The 15,003-nt window shown below is 44.8% G+C and carries 16 protein-coding genes; 9 read left to right on the top strand and 7 right to left on the bottom strand.

All coding sequences use genetic code 11. The features are described 5' to 3' along the window. Positions 1-40 precede the first annotated feature (40 nt). From QGN29_RS07625 to QGN29_RS07665, 9 genes are all read left to right on the top strand, one after another. Positions 41-1,234, top strand: coding sequence for a pyridoxal-phosphate-dependent aminotransferase family protein (locus QGN29_RS07625; protein ID WP_310797254.1), 1,194 nt, complete (start codon positions 41-43; stop codon positions 1,232-1,234). A 4-nt stretch (positions 1,235-1,238) separates the two neighbouring features. Then, on the top strand, positions 1,239-1,733 hold the full coding sequence (locus tag QGN29_RS07630; RefSeq protein WP_310797255.1) for a GNAT family N-acetyltransferase: 495 nt from the start codon (positions 1,239-1,241) through the stop codon (positions 1,731-1,733). Positions 1,734-1,745: 12 nt separating this feature from the next. Continuing rightward, positions 1,746-2,414, top strand: coding sequence for a nitroreductase (locus QGN29_RS07635; RefSeq protein WP_310797256.1), 669 nt, complete (start codon positions 1,746-1,748; stop codon positions 2,412-2,414). Positions 2,415-2,523: 109 nt separating this feature from the next. Further along, the gene (locus tag QGN29_RS07640; protein WP_310797257.1) at positions 2,524-4,341 is read left to right on the top strand and encodes a GGDEF domain-containing protein; all 1,818 of its coding nucleotides are present in this window, start codon (positions 2,524-2,526) and stop codon (positions 4,339-4,341) included. 266 nt (positions 4,342-4,607) lie between these two features. Continuing rightward, positions 4,608-5,192, top strand: a complete 585-nt coding sequence (locus tag QGN29_RS07645) for a F0F1 ATP synthase subunit delta (RefSeq protein ID WP_375164694.1) — start codon at positions 4,608-4,610, stop codon at positions 5,190-5,192. Further along, a complete protein-coding gene (gene atpA / locus QGN29_RS07650) occupies positions 5,192-6,724 on the top strand; it encodes a F0F1 ATP synthase subunit alpha (RefSeq protein ID WP_310797259.1) in 1,533 nt (510 codons plus the stop codon). The genes QGN29_RS07645 and atpA overlap by 1 nt, the downstream gene beginning before the upstream one ends. 30 nt (positions 6,725-6,754) lie before the next feature. Then, a complete protein-coding gene (locus QGN29_RS07655) occupies positions 6,755-7,648 on the top strand; it encodes a F0F1 ATP synthase subunit gamma (protein ID WP_310797260.1) in 894 nt (297 codons plus the stop codon). Positions 7,649-7,665: 17 nt separating this feature from the next. After that, on the top strand, positions 7,666-9,081 hold the full coding sequence (gene atpD / locus QGN29_RS07660) for a F0F1 ATP synthase subunit beta (protein WP_310797261.1): 1,416 nt from the start codon (positions 7,666-7,668) through the stop codon (positions 9,079-9,081). A 17-nt stretch (positions 9,082-9,098) separates the two neighbouring features. Next, the gene (locus QGN29_RS07665; protein WP_310797262.1) at positions 9,099-9,506 is read left to right on the top strand and encodes a F0F1 ATP synthase subunit epsilon; all 408 of its coding nucleotides are present in this window, start codon (positions 9,099-9,101) and stop codon (positions 9,504-9,506) included. A 61-nt stretch (positions 9,507-9,567) separates the two neighbouring features. On the opposite strand, the gene QGN29_RS07670 is transcribed toward QGN29_RS07665, so the two are convergent. The 7 genes from QGN29_RS07670 to purU all read right to left on the bottom strand — a co-directional run bounded on the left by QGN29_RS07670 (position 9,568) and on the right by purU (position 14,987). Next, positions 9,568-10,011 (bottom strand): SRPBCC family protein, encoded by a 444-nt coding sequence (locus tag QGN29_RS07670; protein ID WP_310797263.1) that lies wholly within the window; start codon positions 10,009-10,011, stop codon positions 9,568-9,570. A gap of 31 nt (positions 10,012-10,042) precedes the next feature. Further along, positions 10,043-10,369 carry an ArsR/SmtB family transcription factor gene (locus tag QGN29_RS07675; RefSeq protein ID WP_310797264.1) on the bottom strand — a complete coding sequence of 109 codons (327 nt, stop codon included), beginning with the start codon at positions 10,367-10,369 and terminating at the stop codon, positions 10,043-10,045. A gap of 97 nt (positions 10,370-10,466) precedes the next feature. Further along, the gene (locus QGN29_RS07680) at positions 10,467-10,931 is read right to left on the bottom strand and encodes a PAS domain-containing protein (protein ID WP_310797265.1); all 465 of its coding nucleotides are present in this window, start codon (positions 10,929-10,931) and stop codon (positions 10,467-10,469) included. Between the two features lie 114 nt (positions 10,932-11,045). After that, positions 11,046-11,540 (bottom strand): RNA pyrophosphohydrolase, encoded by a 495-nt coding sequence (locus QGN29_RS07685; RefSeq protein WP_310797266.1) that lies wholly within the window; start codon positions 11,538-11,540, stop codon positions 11,046-11,048. Between the two features lie 15 nt (positions 11,541-11,555). Beyond that, entirely contained in the window at positions 11,556-12,506 is a 951-nt protein-coding gene (locus tag QGN29_RS07690) for a divergent polysaccharide deacetylase family protein (RefSeq protein WP_310797267.1), read from the bottom strand. Positions 12,507-12,559: 53 nt separating this feature from the next. Beyond that, positions 12,560-13,978: a S41 family peptidase gene (locus QGN29_RS07695; protein ID WP_310797268.1), complete on the bottom strand. Its 1,419-nt coding sequence runs from the start codon at positions 13,976-13,978 to the stop codon at positions 12,560-12,562. 145 nt (positions 13,979-14,123) lie between these two features. Beyond that, entirely contained in the window at positions 14,124-14,987 is an 864-nt protein-coding gene (gene purU / locus QGN29_RS07700; RefSeq protein ID WP_310797269.1) for a formyltetrahydrofolate deformylase, read from the bottom strand. Positions 14,988-15,003 lie beyond the last annotated feature (16 nt).

Consider the following 15,003-nt stretch of genomic DNA (forward strand, 5'->3'; position numbering starts at 1 on the left):
GCGCTGCGATAAATTGACTCTCAGTGTATAGGAGGTCCCCATGTCAAATCAGAAGCTCACATCATTTAACCCACCACAACGTCTCTTAATGGGGCCTGGGCCAAGCGATATTCATCCTCGTGTCCTTGCGGCAATGGCCAGACCAACAGTTGGCCATCTAGACCCGGCATTTCAGACTATGATGGAAGAGATAAAGGCAGGGCTTCGCTATGCATTTCAGACAGAGAATGCCTTGACGTTTCCTGTGAGTGCACCAGGCTCGGCAGGTATGGAATGCTGTTTTGTGAACCTGGTAGAACCTGGAGATACAGTCATTGTTATCCAGCACGGCGCGTTTGGTGGCCGGATGAAAGAAAATGTGGAAAGAGCTGGCGGTCATGCAGTGTTGGTCGCTTTTGAATGGGGACAACCAATTGAATTGGAAAGTGTTAGAGCGGCTCTTGAAACACATGCATCAGCAAAAATATTGGCCTTTGTTCACGCGGAGACATCAACAGGTGTGTCTGCGCCAGCAAAAGAGCTTTGCGACCTGGCTCAGGCTCATGATTGTTTAACAATAGTTGACTGCGTTACCAGCTTAGGCGGAAGCGAGCTAAAAGTTGATGAATGGGGCATTGACGCAGCCTATTCCGGAACACAGAAATGTTTGTCATGTCCTCCAGGAATTTCACCTGTCACCTTCTCAGAGAGAGCAGCAGATAAAATCAAGCAGCGTCAGAGCAGCGTTCAAAGCTGGTTTTTAGATCTTTCCTTAGTGATGGCATACTGGGACAATAGCGGCGGTGGTGCGCGGACCTATCATCATACGGCGCCTGTGAATGCCATGTATGCACTTCATGAAGGACTTGTGATGCTTCAAGAAGAGGGGCTTGAAGAAGCTCAGATGCGCCATCATGCTATGCATCAAAAATTAAAAGCAGGCCTTGAATCTTTGGGACTCGGCTTGATTGTGGATGAAAGCCATAGATTATCGCAACTGAATACAGTTTCTATACCTGATGGAATTGATGAAGCCGCTGTGCGCCAGTATGTTTTACAAAAGTATGATCTCGAGATTGGCGCAGGTCTCGGCGCTCTAGCAGGAAAAGTCTGGCGGATTGGGTTGATGGGCTCTTCTGCAACTGAGCGGCATGTGATGACATGTCTCACAGCTCTAGAGGATGCCTTGAAGGCCCAGCAATATTCGGTTCAAGATGGTGCAGGAACCGCTGCTGCTATGGCTGTAGAGGATTAATCCTATGAAAATTGAATTAAGAGATCTCGCTCACTGTCATTTTGAAGACCTTTACAATCAGAAAAACGATTCAGATGTTCTGGCGTGGATACCGGGAGAATATCCCTTAGATAGAAGAACGTTTGATACGAAAACTAGTGATGCTCTCGCTAAGGGGCAAACAGTAGAGCAAGCAAATTACACAATCTTTGTGGACGGGATCATTGCAGGCATGATCGGGCAATTTCCAAGAGACGGTGAAGACCGATTTGAAGTTGGCTATTTTATTGGGCAAGAATTCTGGGGCAAGGGAGTTGCTTCAAGAGCCCTTGTTCTCTGTCTTAAGAACCTCAGAGAGTTAGGGTTTAATCATCCGCTGTATGGCTGCCATGCAGCCGACAATCCGTCATCAGGTCGTGTTTTAGAAAAGGCCGGCTTTCAGCCTGAAGCTGATATCCCTTTCACTCTTGCTGATGGCACAGTTGTTATGGATAAATGTTGGGTTTTTCATTTCGAATAAAGGAAAATATTTATGAATGTTTCTGAAGCTGTGCTTAGTCGCCTTTCTGTGCGTGATTTTTTAGATAAGGAAGTCGACACGCTCTTATTGCAAGAGATTCTAGAAAAGGCTGGCAGGGCTCCTTCAGGGGGCAATTTACAGCCCTGGCGTCTTTATGTGATTAAAGACGAGTCGATGAAAGCCTTCCGAAAAGAGGTGGACATTATGTTTGAGGGTGCCAATCCCAGTCAGCAACGGCCAGCACATCTTGCTTATCCCGTGAATTTAAAGGAACCCTATAAGACTAACCGCTATAAATGCGGGATGGATTTATATGCTAAATTGGGTATTGAACGCGGTGATAGAATGAAAAGGCTAGAGCAATTTCGTCGTAACTTTGACTTCTTTGGTGCACCTGTAGGGCTGATGTTTTATATCGATAAACAGATGGAATATATTCAGTGGAATGACGTAGGGATTTATATGCAAACCATCATGTTACTTCTAAGAGAAGCAGGGCTTGATAGTTGTGCACAAGGGGCATGGTCGCAGTTTCCCGACTTAGTGTCTCGTTTTGTTGGTGCCCCTGAACATCTTATGTTGGTCAGCGGTATGTCAGTTGGCTATCGCAATCCAGAGGCTGAGGTGAACCGTCTGGTGACAGACCGAGAGTCGAGTTCAGTAATCACGACATTTGTATAAAATAGGGTATTTACACGATTAAAATGCCCGCCATACTTGTTAATCCTATTGTAATCATCTCGTAATAGAATTCCTTTATGAGAGTTTTGAGTGATTATTTAGGTTGAGTATGAAATATAAAATTAAAAACAGTCAGCAGCTAATCGAGGCAGTTAAAGAATCTATTCAATTTGCCTTTCAACCAATTGTCAATGCTGGTACAGGCGGAACTTATGCTGTCGAGGCTTTGCTGAGGGGGCATGAGGCGTGTGGGTTTGCATCGATCGCAGGTGTATTCGATTGTGCTTGGGAGTTGAGATGTCTGGAGCAAGTTGACCGCGAGCTAAGGAAAATTGCTATTGAGTCTTTTGCTAAGCTCTCCTTTAGGGACCATATCAAACTTTTTTATAACTTGGATGGGCGCATCTTTGAGCGGGAAGATGAAGACCCCAATTGGTCGAGTGAGATCTTAGCAAGAAATGATATTCAGCCCTCTCAACTCGTGTTTGAATTATCCGAGCATTATAATAACTCCGATGCTTCCTATTTTTCCGAGCATTTGCAAAGCGTGAGGGACAGAGGAATTCGAGTGGCCATTGATGACTTCGGTCGTGGCTTCTCAGAGATGAAGCTTCTTTACGACCATCAGGCTGAATATTTGAAAATAGATCGGTTTTTTGTGGATGGCATTGCAGCGTCTAATAAAAAGAGATTGTTTGTTTCCTCAATCGTGAATTTAGCGCATGTGCTTGGTTTAAGAGTTGTGGCTGAAGGCATTGAGGAAGAGCAGGATTATCTTGAGTGCCGCGCGATTGGATGTGACCTGATTCAGGGGTATTTCATATCGGTCCCAGAGACTAATCATGCTAATCTGAAGCCTGCATATGAGCATATTGAAGCAGTTCTTTCGACGGACCGGCGCAGAAAAGCCAATCATGTGACTGACCTTTCAGCCTGGATTGAAGACGTAGAGAGTGTTTCAGTGAATGCTGATATTAAAGAGGTGCTTGAGAAATTTAAAAGACAGTCAGACCATTCAATATTACCTCTTGTAGATTGCCACAATGTGCCGGTTGGTATTCTAAGGGAGCAAGACTTCAAAGCTTATTTATATGACCAGTTTGGTTGGGACCTGCTTCATAATAAAAGTATTGGAAATTCTATGCAGCGATTCTGCGTTTCATGCCCTGTCACGGATGTGACTGTTCCAGTGCGGTCATTGCTTGAAATATATTCTCTCGCTGGAGAAGGGGGCGGGGTAGAGGGGGCTGACGGGCTTATCGTGACAGAAAACGGTAAGTATAAAGGGTTCTTAAAATCAGAGGCTTTACTCAGAATTTTCTCTTCCATCACTTTAGCGGAGGCTCGGGACCAAAATCCTCTCACGGGGCTTCCGGGTAACAATGTGATCAATGATCATATTGCAGACTTGCTTCTCACAGGGGAAAGCAGTTCAATTGTTTATTTTGATTTTAATGAATTCAAGCCTTTCAATGATGCTTATGGATTTCGTCAAGGTGACCGTGTCATTATACTATTTTCTGAGCTCTTAAGAAAAAGATTTGGGGCACAGGATGATGTCTTTATTGGCCATGTGGGCGGTGATGATTTCTTTCTCGGTTTCAGAAGAAGGCGCGCACAGGCAATCAAGAATGAAATTCAATTCATTATGGATGATTTCAAAGCTGCCATCGAAAGCTTCTATCAAGAAGAGGATCGAAAGCGTGGAAAGATTGTTATGGAAGATCGCCACGGACAAGTTAGAGAATTTGATCTCTTGAATACTGCGGCAGCTATCGTGGAGTTGGATAGTGAGACCGGCGAGAGTTTTGACTCCCTAAGCCGGAAAATCGTTGAAGCGAAAAATCAGTCAAAAAAGAGAAGAGGTCAAGTCTTCTTGCATGAAGTAAATTCCCCAGAAAACAAACTTGAATTCACGCGCGCTTAACCTAAAGTCACAGCCTAAATCGAGATTCTTTAAGAATCCCCTTTCCCCCTCTTGCACTTGCGAAAACCATGTGCTAGAGGGTGGCTGCGCTTGATGTTCCGTCCATCAAGTGTTTACTTATGTGTACAACGCAGAAAGTAAGGGCTGACGGAGAATTTATTGAGCGATGAACCGAAAAGAATCGCTTATGCTTAGGCAAGAAAAATCGGTTCATTTATGGTTTAAAACCTCTAGTAGACATATGAATGCGATCCCAGCATTTTTATATGTCGCGAGAAAAGGATTACGGCGTGGCATCAAATAAAGCCATCGTGTCAGGTATTTCTGGTCGTTATGCACTAGCACTGTTTGAGCTTGCTCTTGAAGCGAAAGCGCTAGAGGCAACAGAATCTGATCTTGTTTCTCTGAGTAATCTTTATAGTGAGAGCGCAGACTTGCGTGATCTTATCCTATCTCCAGTGTATTCCCGTGATGATGTAGCAAAAGGTGTTTCTGCAGTTGCAGAGAAGGCTGGTCTTTCTGATCTCGTTCAGAAATTCCTCGGTACTCTTGCTATGAACGGGCGTACAAATGTGCTGGAAAACATTATCCGTGATTTTGGTCTTTTGATGGCTGAGCACCGCGGAGAAGTGAAGGCTGAGGTCATTAGTGCTGCTGAGCTGACAAAAACTCAGGTTAATGAAATCAAAAAGAAACTTAAATCGGCTGTTGGGCAAAAAGTGGAAGTTGACGCGCGCGTTGACGAAAGCTTGCTTGGCGGTCTCATTGTCAAGGTAGGCTCTCAAATGATTGATAGTTCTATTAAGACTAAACTCGACAACATCAAGGTCGCTATGAAAGGGGTTCAGTGATGGATATCCGTGCGGCGGAAATTTCCAAGGTCCTAAAGGATCAGATCGCTGGCTTTGGCAACGAAGCAGAAGTATCAGAAGTCGGTACAGTGCTGTCAGTAGGTGACGGTATTGCCCGTGTGTATGGCTTGGACAATGTGCAGGCTGGTGAAATGGTTGAATTTCCAGGTGGTATTAAGGGCATGGCTCTTAACTTGGAAACAGACAACGTTGGTGTGGTGATTTTCGGTTCTGACCGTGGTATCCGTGAAGGAGACACAGTCAAGAGAACTGGCACCATTGTGGACGTTCCTGTTGGTAAAGGTTTGCTTGGTCGCGTTGTTGACGCGCTAGGTAACCCAATTGACGGTAAAGGCCCGCTAGAAGACGTTAAGCGTCAGCGTGTTGAGGTTAAAGCCCCTGGCATTATCCCTCGTCAATCAGTCCATGAGCCAATGATGTCAGGTCTAAAAGCTGTTGACGCTCTTGTTCCTGTTGGTCGTGGTCAGCGTGAGTTGATCATTGGTGACCGTCAGACAGGTAAGACTGCAGTTGCCATTGACACATTTATTAACCAAAAGGCAACCAACGATGCCGCAGCGTCTGAAGGTGAGAAATTATTCTGCATCTACGTAGCAGTTGGTCAGAAGCGTTCTACAGTTGCTCAGATCGTTAAAGCTCTTGAAGAAAATGGTGCTCTAGAATACTCAATCGTTGTCGCAGCGACAGCGTCTGAGCCTGCGCCTCTTCAATTCCTTGCGCCGTATACAGGCACAGCAATGGGTGAGTTCTTCCGTGACGGCGGCATGCATGCTGTTATCGTTCATGATGATCTTTCTAAGCAAGCTGTTGCTTATCGTCAGATGTCACTCTTGCTTCGTCGCCCTCCAGGACGTGAAGCGTATCCGGGTGATGTATTCTATCTTCATAGTCGTCTTCTTGAGCGTGCTGCGAAGATGTCTGATGCGAATGGCTCTGGTTCTTTGACAGCTCTGCCTATTATTGAAACACAAGCGGGCGATGTATCTGCATACATCCCAACAAACGTGATTTCGATTACAGATGGTCAGATCTTCCTTGAGACAGATTTGTTCTATAAAGGTATTCGTCCTGCGATTAACGTTGGTCTTTCAGTATCTCGTGTGGGATCTGCAGCTCAGGTTAAAGCGATGAAACAGGTTGCTGGCTCTATTAAACTTGAGCTTGCTCAGTACCGCGAGATGGAAGCCTTTGCTCAGTTTGGCTCTGATCTAGATGCCGCGACACAGCAGCTGCTGAACCGTGGTGCTCGTTTGACTGAACTTCTAAAGCAGGCTCAGTACAGCCCGCTGACAATGGAAGAGCAAGTTGTCTCAATTTTTGCTGGTGTGAAGGGATATCTTGATGGTATCGCAGTAACAGATGTCAACCGTTTTGAAGAAGCTTTCCTTGCGGAAATGCGGTCAAAACATGCTGACGTTCTGACAGCTGTTCGCACTGAGAAGAAATTGTCTGATGACCTTCAATCTCAGTTGAAATCAATCCTGGAAGGCTTTGCGAAGTCGTTCAGTTAACCGATCAACGGGTAAGGAAAGGGACTAGATATGCCTAGCCTTAAAGACCTTAAAATCCGGATCAATTCCGTCAAGTCGACGCAGAAGATCACCAAAGCTAAGAAAATGGTGGCCGCGTCCAAACTGCGCCGTGCGCAAGAAGCAGCTGAAGCTGCGCGTCCGTATGCAGAGAAGATGGAAAAAGTACTTACAGGGCTTGGTCAAGCTGTTGCTGATCAGCCCGGTGCTTCTCCTCTTCTAGTTGGAACAGGCAAGGACGATGTTGAATTGGTAGTTGTTGGATCCTCAGAGCGTGGTCTCTGTGGTGCTTTCAACGCCAATATCGTCAAAGCTGCTAAAGCGCATATTAATGAGCGTTTGAATGCAGGTAAAACCATTAAAATTCTTTGCGTTGGTAAGAAGGGTCATACCCTGCTGAAGCGTGATTTTGGTGAGTATATCATCGATTTAAAAGACTTGTCCTCTGTGAAAAAGATTGGTTTTGCAAATGCGCAGCCGATCGCAGCTGATATTCTTGCCATGTATGAACGTGGTGAGTTTGATGTTGCGACACTGTTCTATAGTAAATTCCAGTCTGCTCTTGTTCAGATTCCAACCAAGCAACAGCTTATTCCTGCGCCGATGCCAGAAGTGGCAAACGACGAAGAGGTCGCTGATGAACTTGGTGGGGCAATCTATGATTATGAGCCAGGCGAAGCGGAAATTCTGGAAGATTTGTTGCCACGAAATGTGGCGGTCCAGATTTATCGTGGTCTCCTAGAAAACGCTGCTTCTGAGCAGGGTGCTTCTATGACTGCGATGGACAACGCAACACGTAACGCAGGTGAACTGATTGACAAATTGACACTGGTTTATAACCGGACACGTCAGGCTGTTATTACCAGCGAATTGATTGAAATTATCTCTGGCGCTGAAGCGCTGTAAGCTAAGGAGTGTAGCACATGGCTAACACAGGCCGCATTAGTCAGATTATTGGTGCCGTTGTCGACGTACAATTCGACGACAACTTGCCAGAAATTCTGACTGCACTTGAAACTGACAACAATGGTCAGCGTCTCGTGCTTGAAGTTGCCCAGCACTTGGGTGAAAACACAGTACGCACTATCGCGATGGACTCGACTGATGGTCTTGTTCGTGGTGTAGAAGTACAAAACACAAACGCACCGATCTCTGTTCCTGTAGGACCTGAGACACTTGGTCGTATTTTGAACGTGATTGGTGAGCCAATTGACGAGCGTGGCCCTGTCAACGCGAAGCAAACAGCTCCAATTCACGCCGAAGCGCCTGAGTTCGCAGATCAGTCTACAGAGCAGGAAATGCTTGTTACAGGTATTAAAGTGGTAGATCTTTTAGCGCCCTATTCAAAAGGTGGTAAGATTGGTCTCTTTGGTGGTGCCGGTGTAGGTAAAACCGTACTGATTATGGAACTTATTAACAACATTGCGAAGGGTCATGGTGGTTTCTCTGTCTTCGCTGGTGTTGGTGAGCGTACGCGTGAGGGTAATGACCTTTACCATGAGATGATCGAATCAAATGTGATCAATCTTGAGGGTGAAAGTAAAGCTGCTCTTGTATATGGTCAGATGAATGAGCCTCCTGGTGCGCGTGCACGTGTTGCTCTGACAGGCTTGACTCTTGCGGAATATTTCCGTGATCAAGAAGGCCAGGACGTTCTTTTCTTCGTGGATAACATTTTCCGCTTTACACAGGCGGGTGCTGAGGTATCAGCGCTTCTTGGACGTATTCCTTCTGCTGTGGGTTACCAGCCTACACTTGCAACCGATATGGGTTCATTGCAGGAGCGTATTACCACAACGAAGAAGGGTTCGATTACATCTGTACAGGCTGTTTACGTTCCTGCTGATGACTTGACTGACCCTGCGCCAGCTTCGTCATTTGCTCACCTTGATGCTACAACAGTATTGAACCGTGCAATTGCTGAAAAAGGGATTTACCCTGCGGTTGATCCTTTGGATAGTACATCTCGTATTCTTGATCCACGTGTTCTTGGTGATGAGCACTATGAAGTTGCTCGTTCTGTTCAGGAGCTTCTCCAGAAATATAAATCACTCCAAGATATTATTGCTATTCTTGGTATGGATGAGCTTTCTGAGGAAGATAAGCTGGTGGTTGCACGTGCCCGTAAAGTTGAGCGTTTCTTGTCTCAGCCTTTCCACGTTGCTGAGATCTTTACAGGGACACCTGGTGAACTAGTAAGCATCGAAGACACTGTAAAAGGCTTTAAAGCAATTGTGGCTGGTGAATATGATCACCTTCCAGAAGCTGCTTTCTACCTAGTGGGTAACATTGATCAGGTTCTTGCTAAAGCTGAAAAGCTTGCTGCAGAAGCTGCCTAAGGTAAGGGACGGACATCATGACTGATACATTGCGCCTTGAAATTGTGTCGCCAGAGCGTCTTTTAAAAGACACAACAGCTGCACAGGTAGTGGTGCCAGGAACTGACGGTGATTTCGCTGTTCTCCCTGCCCATGCGCCTATGATGTCCACCATTCGTCCTGGTGTTATTGAAATCTTCGCTGATGAAGCAGGGGACGCAGAGCGTCTGTTTGTTAAAGGCGGCCTTGCTCAAGTAAGCCCTGAAGGACTTACTCTGCTTGCTGAAGAAACAATTGATCTCGGTTCTGTTGATTCTTCTGACTTGGCACAGAAAATCGCTGCCGTTCGTGAAGACATTGAAGACGCAAAAGACGATGTAGAAAAGGCTGGATTCGAGAAGGATCTTGATTGGATGCTGGCTCTACAGGATGTGGTGGCTTCATAAAGCCGACCTGAACATATAAAGATAAAGGCCCTGCTCTTAATTGTGCGGGGCCTTTTCTATTTTAAGCTAAGAGCTCTTCTAGGTTCGTGAGACCGCCCATCCAGCCTTCGTGGTGCGCTTGACATCCATCGCTGAAGGAGCCTTGAACGAGGTCTAGTCGAGTGCCATTTTCAACAGCAGTAAATTTTAAATTTACAGTGGTTTCCTGACCACGTTGTCCATCCTCAAGCCACGCCCATGTGAATTCTAACTCAATTGGACTGTTTATTTTGGTATAAACACCAGAGACTGTAAATTCTTCACCCTCATCATTCACCATCATTGTTTTCCATTTTCCGCCCAGCTTAGCATCTAACTCGCACAGTGGAACGGTCATGGAAGCAGGGCCCCACCATTGTTTCATTAATGAAGGTGTTATAAAGGCTTCGAATACACGGGCCGGTGATACTTTGAAGACTTTTGTAATTTCTAATACAGGGGTTGTTGTTAAATCGATCGCATTCATTATTCGTTCCTCGCTTATTATGTAACTCGGGTTAATCTTTTTTTGTCTCTTGTTGAATAAGAAGATTTTCTAAGCGGTCAAAGCTAGACCGCCAAAATTCTCCATATGTTTCCAGCCAGTCAATGGCTGTTTTTAAGTTCTTTCCGTTAATTGAACAGTAGATGGTTTGGGCGTTTCTTTCGCGGTGTATTAGCTCTGCCTTTTCTAACACCTTAAGGTGTCTTGATATCGCTGGAGCACTCATACTATGAGGGGCTGCAAGAGAGGCCACAGTATGCTTTCCGGACTGTAACTGCTCGAGAATAGCGCGTCTCGTTGGATCAGCTAGAGCTGAAAAGGTTGCTGAAAGTCTATCCATGTGCGTCTCTTCTATTTAACCAAATACTTAATTAACGTATGAGTTAAATAGAAGGCATCTGTATAAAAGTCAACTACTATTGTTTGAAAAGAAGTATTTATTTATAGTGTACAACACCGATAATGTGAGCTAACTCGCCTGAGTGATCATCTGCAATTGGTAGACCAATGGTATGATATGTGTCATATGCATCATGGTGGGCTTCAAGCTTATCATAGGTGACTAGGACAGGCTTTTTATGTTCAATAATACAGGCGATACGTTGATTGAAAACGTCAGCACCCGCCATGAGACGTACGGGTTTTCCAGAATTATCACGCTGATGAATTTCAGTGATGAATGTGCCATGTAAACGCATGATATGGTCACCGGACTCTAAATCAAGTGTTATCAGGTAAATTTTATCTAAGTAGGAGACGTGGTCGGAAGGGTTTATTTCTGATTTTCGTGGGAATTTTCCATTCTTCCTGAATAAAGTATGCCACCATCTATAGAGCGCCAGCCCATCTTCAAATGGGATATCTGCCTCTGAAAAATTCATGGTTGTCGCCCGCGGCATCATAAGTGATTTCCAATTGTAGTATTCAGATCATTTATAAAATAATGGTCACGATGAATACTAGGAACATCTCTCCCCACCGTCCGATATCAGAATAATGATTAAACTTAAAATACCTCAAGAAGGCAAGTAATTTCCGAATTGTTTACAGACGGAAAGATAGATCTCTCGCTTAAAGGGGACAATATCTTTTATGAGCCTCTGAGGAGATGTCCAGCGCCACGCAGAAAACTCTGGATGGGGTTGGTCTATCGTAATCAATGAATCAGCTGCATCCAATCGATAAAGAAACCAGCGTTGCTTTTGTCCGCGAAATTTTCCTTTCCAAACTTTACCAGAAAGAACAAGCTCTTGTGGAAGATCGTAGGTCAGCCAATCTTTGGTTTGGTCGACGAGAGTGACATGTTCGGCTGCTATGCCAGTCTCTTCTTCGAGTTCTCTGGTAGCTGCACTCAAAGGGGTTTCATCTGGATCGATACCCCCTTGCGGCATTTGCCAAGCCCCAGGGGTGTCTATGCGCTCTCCTACCCAAATCTTACCGTCTGCATTGATAAGCATAACACCGACGCAAGGACGGTAGGGTAGATGGCTGGTTGATGAAGCGTTGTCCATGAGGGAAAATAACTTTTACAAAGGCTGTTTAGATGCGATGGCTGAGACAGGTACGAGCAGGATGCCTTTGGCCCTCAATTCTTTCGCCCACGCAGAAACTTGACGCATCGTGACAAGCTTGCTGGAGCCGACTCCTAACGCAAAACCATTTGTCAGGGCTCTTTCTTCTAAATTGCGGAGCTTTGTTCTAATTTCGACAGGGTTTTTATCATTATCAATTTCGATGTCTCTATAAGCCATTGGCACTTGTTCAGTCGCTGCTAGATTTGGCCCTTGTGTATAATTGGTTGTCTTAAGATCCAGATACATCAACCCTCTTTTTTTGAGCTCATCGATTATGGGCCTCATGGCATTTCGCTGAGACGTGAATCGCGATCCATGTGTGCTCATAATGCCTACATACCCGCTCATCTGCGACATAACAACACGCATGTTTCTCATATTATCTGCGGTGCTGTTTCCTGTAGTGAGGGCCAGATTTCCAGCGTCAGATTTTTCTGGGTCAAGTGGTTCCATTGGCAATTCGATGAAAACTTCATGCCCTTGTTCGCGGGCCAGTTCTGCCCATCTTGAGAGATCACTGGCATAGGGTGTAAAAGAAAGGCTGACTTCTTTAGGTAATTCATTGATTGCGTATGTTATATCTCGTTGGCGCATACCCAATCGGTTAATCACAAGAGCAACTTTTGGAACATTGAGGGCTGAAGGTTGAACTTCAGCAGCATAGACATCAAAAGGACGTCTTCCATCTTCTGCGATCTTAGGCAGCAGGCTTCCGTCTTCATCTTCTTCTAAAAGTTCTGAGACAGCCTTAACGGCAAGTTTAGGCTTGGGTTTTTCTTTACTTGCGGCTTCAGCGTTTTTTACAGCCTCAGCGTCGTAACTCATTTCGGCCCAGAAATAAATACCACCAAATATCAAAAAACTAGTAACCCATGCAAAGAGTATTATGCGTAGAGAAGACATGCTTATCCTTTGTTGTCAGATGACAGAATATCCCTAGAGTACTCTAGGAGACCCTATTTATTCAAGGATTTCTTCTGCTCAACATTTTTATCGGGCAGTTCAGCTTTGGCAACAGTTTGCTCAGGGGCTGGCTCATAGAGGCCTTTTAAGAGTCGAATAGCATATTTCAACTGTATGTCTTCTTGTGCAGGCTCAATCTTAGCATCTTTATCAAAGGTCATTTCTTCTAACTCGCCAGAGCGGTCATAGGCATCTGAATCATTTGAAATTGTATTTCTTAGATCAGCTTCACGGCGCATTTTATATCGCTGTTCTGCTGGGAAGAGAACTTCAATGTCAGGCTCGATACCGCGCCCTTGAATGCTGTTGCCACTCGGTGTGTAATAGCGTGCAGTCGTTAGTCTCAAAGCGCGATTAAAGATTTTATACTGACTCTGTACTGTGCCTTTCCCAAAGCTTCTATCTCCCAGGATAATAGCTCTGCGATGATCTTGAAGGGCGCCGGCAACGATTTCACTGGCAGAAGCACTTCCAGCATTTGTGAGGACAACCATTGGAAGGCCATTCACCAAATCACCTTCAACGGGATCACAGTATTTTCCTGGCATGCAATAGCCACTGTAATCGGCAAACCACGTTTCATTGTCTGTGCGGTGTCGCCCGCGGGTTGAGACAATCTCACCCTGTTCGAGAAAAGTATCAGATACTTTAATGGCTTGAGATAATAAACCTCCGGGATTATTGCGGAGATCTAGGACAACGCCTTGCATTTTATCGCCGAGTTCAGCATGAAGTGCATCAATTGATTTCTTCAGGCTAGGCCATGTCTGCATATTGAAAGTTGAAATGCGAATATAGCCGATCGTATCGTCTTCAACTCTGTGGCGAGCACTGCGTATTTTGATATTGTCACGAACAATCTTTACATCAAAGGGGTCCTCTACACCTACACGAACAATCGTAATATTAATAGGTTCACCCACGGCGCCGCGCATTTTACTAATGGCATAATCAAGCCCTTTCCCCAAAATGTCTTCACCGTTAATATGTGTGATATAATCATTTGATTTAATGCCAGCACGCTGTGCAGGCGTGTCATCAATAGGGGAAACAACTTTTACCACATCTTTTTCTTCAGACACTTCTATGCCTAAGCCGCCGTATTCACCACGGACTTGCATTTGGACATTCTTAAGGTTATCCATATTGATATAATTTGAATGGGGATCCAAAGATTTAAGCATGGCTTGAATGGCAGATTCTAAAGCTTTTTTGTCATCGATATCAGCGTCGACATAATCTTCACGCATATGCTTTAGAACCCGAATAAGAACATCAAGCTCTGTGTAGAGTTCTTCACCTTTAAGCCGTTTACCATCTGCCTGGAGGGGGCTTGCCAGCATGGTGGTTCCCAAAGTCGCAGCGATTAATGCAGATTTTATAAGTGTAAATGGCTTTTTAAGTGTCATCATATCTTTCCCGTCATCTATTGGCAGTAGAGCCTGTCTTTTATGGACTCTCTTTATACACTTCTATCATGGCATGAAGGGGGCAGGCCTTCCACTCTAAAATGTATATATTCAGTCTTTCGTTTATTCTGATGAGGAAAAAATCATTTTATTGGAAGACAACAGTCCGTTTTCCGGAAAGTAATACTCGTCTTTCCGCATGCCAGCGTACAGCACGGTTCAACGCAATGGATTCGGTATCTCGTCCAATATTCATAAATTCTTCAACAGAAACAGAGTGATCAACGCGCTCAATGGATTGCTCAATAATTGGACCTTCATCTAAATCTGTTGTGACATAATGTGCCGTCGCTCCAATAATTTTCACCCCTTTTTCATGGGCTTGGCTATAGGGTTTTGCCCCTTTGAAACTGGGAAGGAAAGAGTGGTGGATATTGATGGCTTTTCCATTGAACTCAGCGCACATTTCTTTCGATAAGATTTGCATATAGCGAGCAAGTATTAAGAGCTCAGCCTCTGAATTTTCAACGATCGCTCGAATTTGAGCTTCTTGTTCTTGTTTTTTCCCTTTTTCCATTGGCACGTAGTGGAAAGGAATATCTGCCCATTCTACAAAACTTCTCCAAGTCTCATGGTTAGAAACCACAGCACATATTTCGATGGGCAGAGCTCCAGACTGTGTTCTTAGGATGAGATCTTGTAGACAGTGCCCAAATTTGGAGACAGCAATCACAACCTTCATTGGATGACTGACATCATAGACATTCAAAGTGCCCTTGAATTTCTTTTCAAGGTATTTCCCTTTTTCGCGCCATTCATCTATGGTTTTTACAGTACCAAGTTCCTTAAATGAAAACCTAAGAAGCGCTTCTCCCGTTTGGGTTTCTGTATGATGATTTGCCTCTGTAATGTTCACATTTTCCTGAGCAAGAAAAGTTGAAATTTCTGCAACGAGTCCTGAACTATCTGGACAGGTGAAAGTGATGACGCGGTTTGTATCGAGGGTTTGCATATACCTAAGCCTATAT

Source organism: Temperatibacter marinus (assembly GCF_031598375.1).
GTDB lineage: Bacteria > Pseudomonadota > Alphaproteobacteria > Sphingomonadales > Kordiimonadaceae > Temperatibacter > Temperatibacter marinus.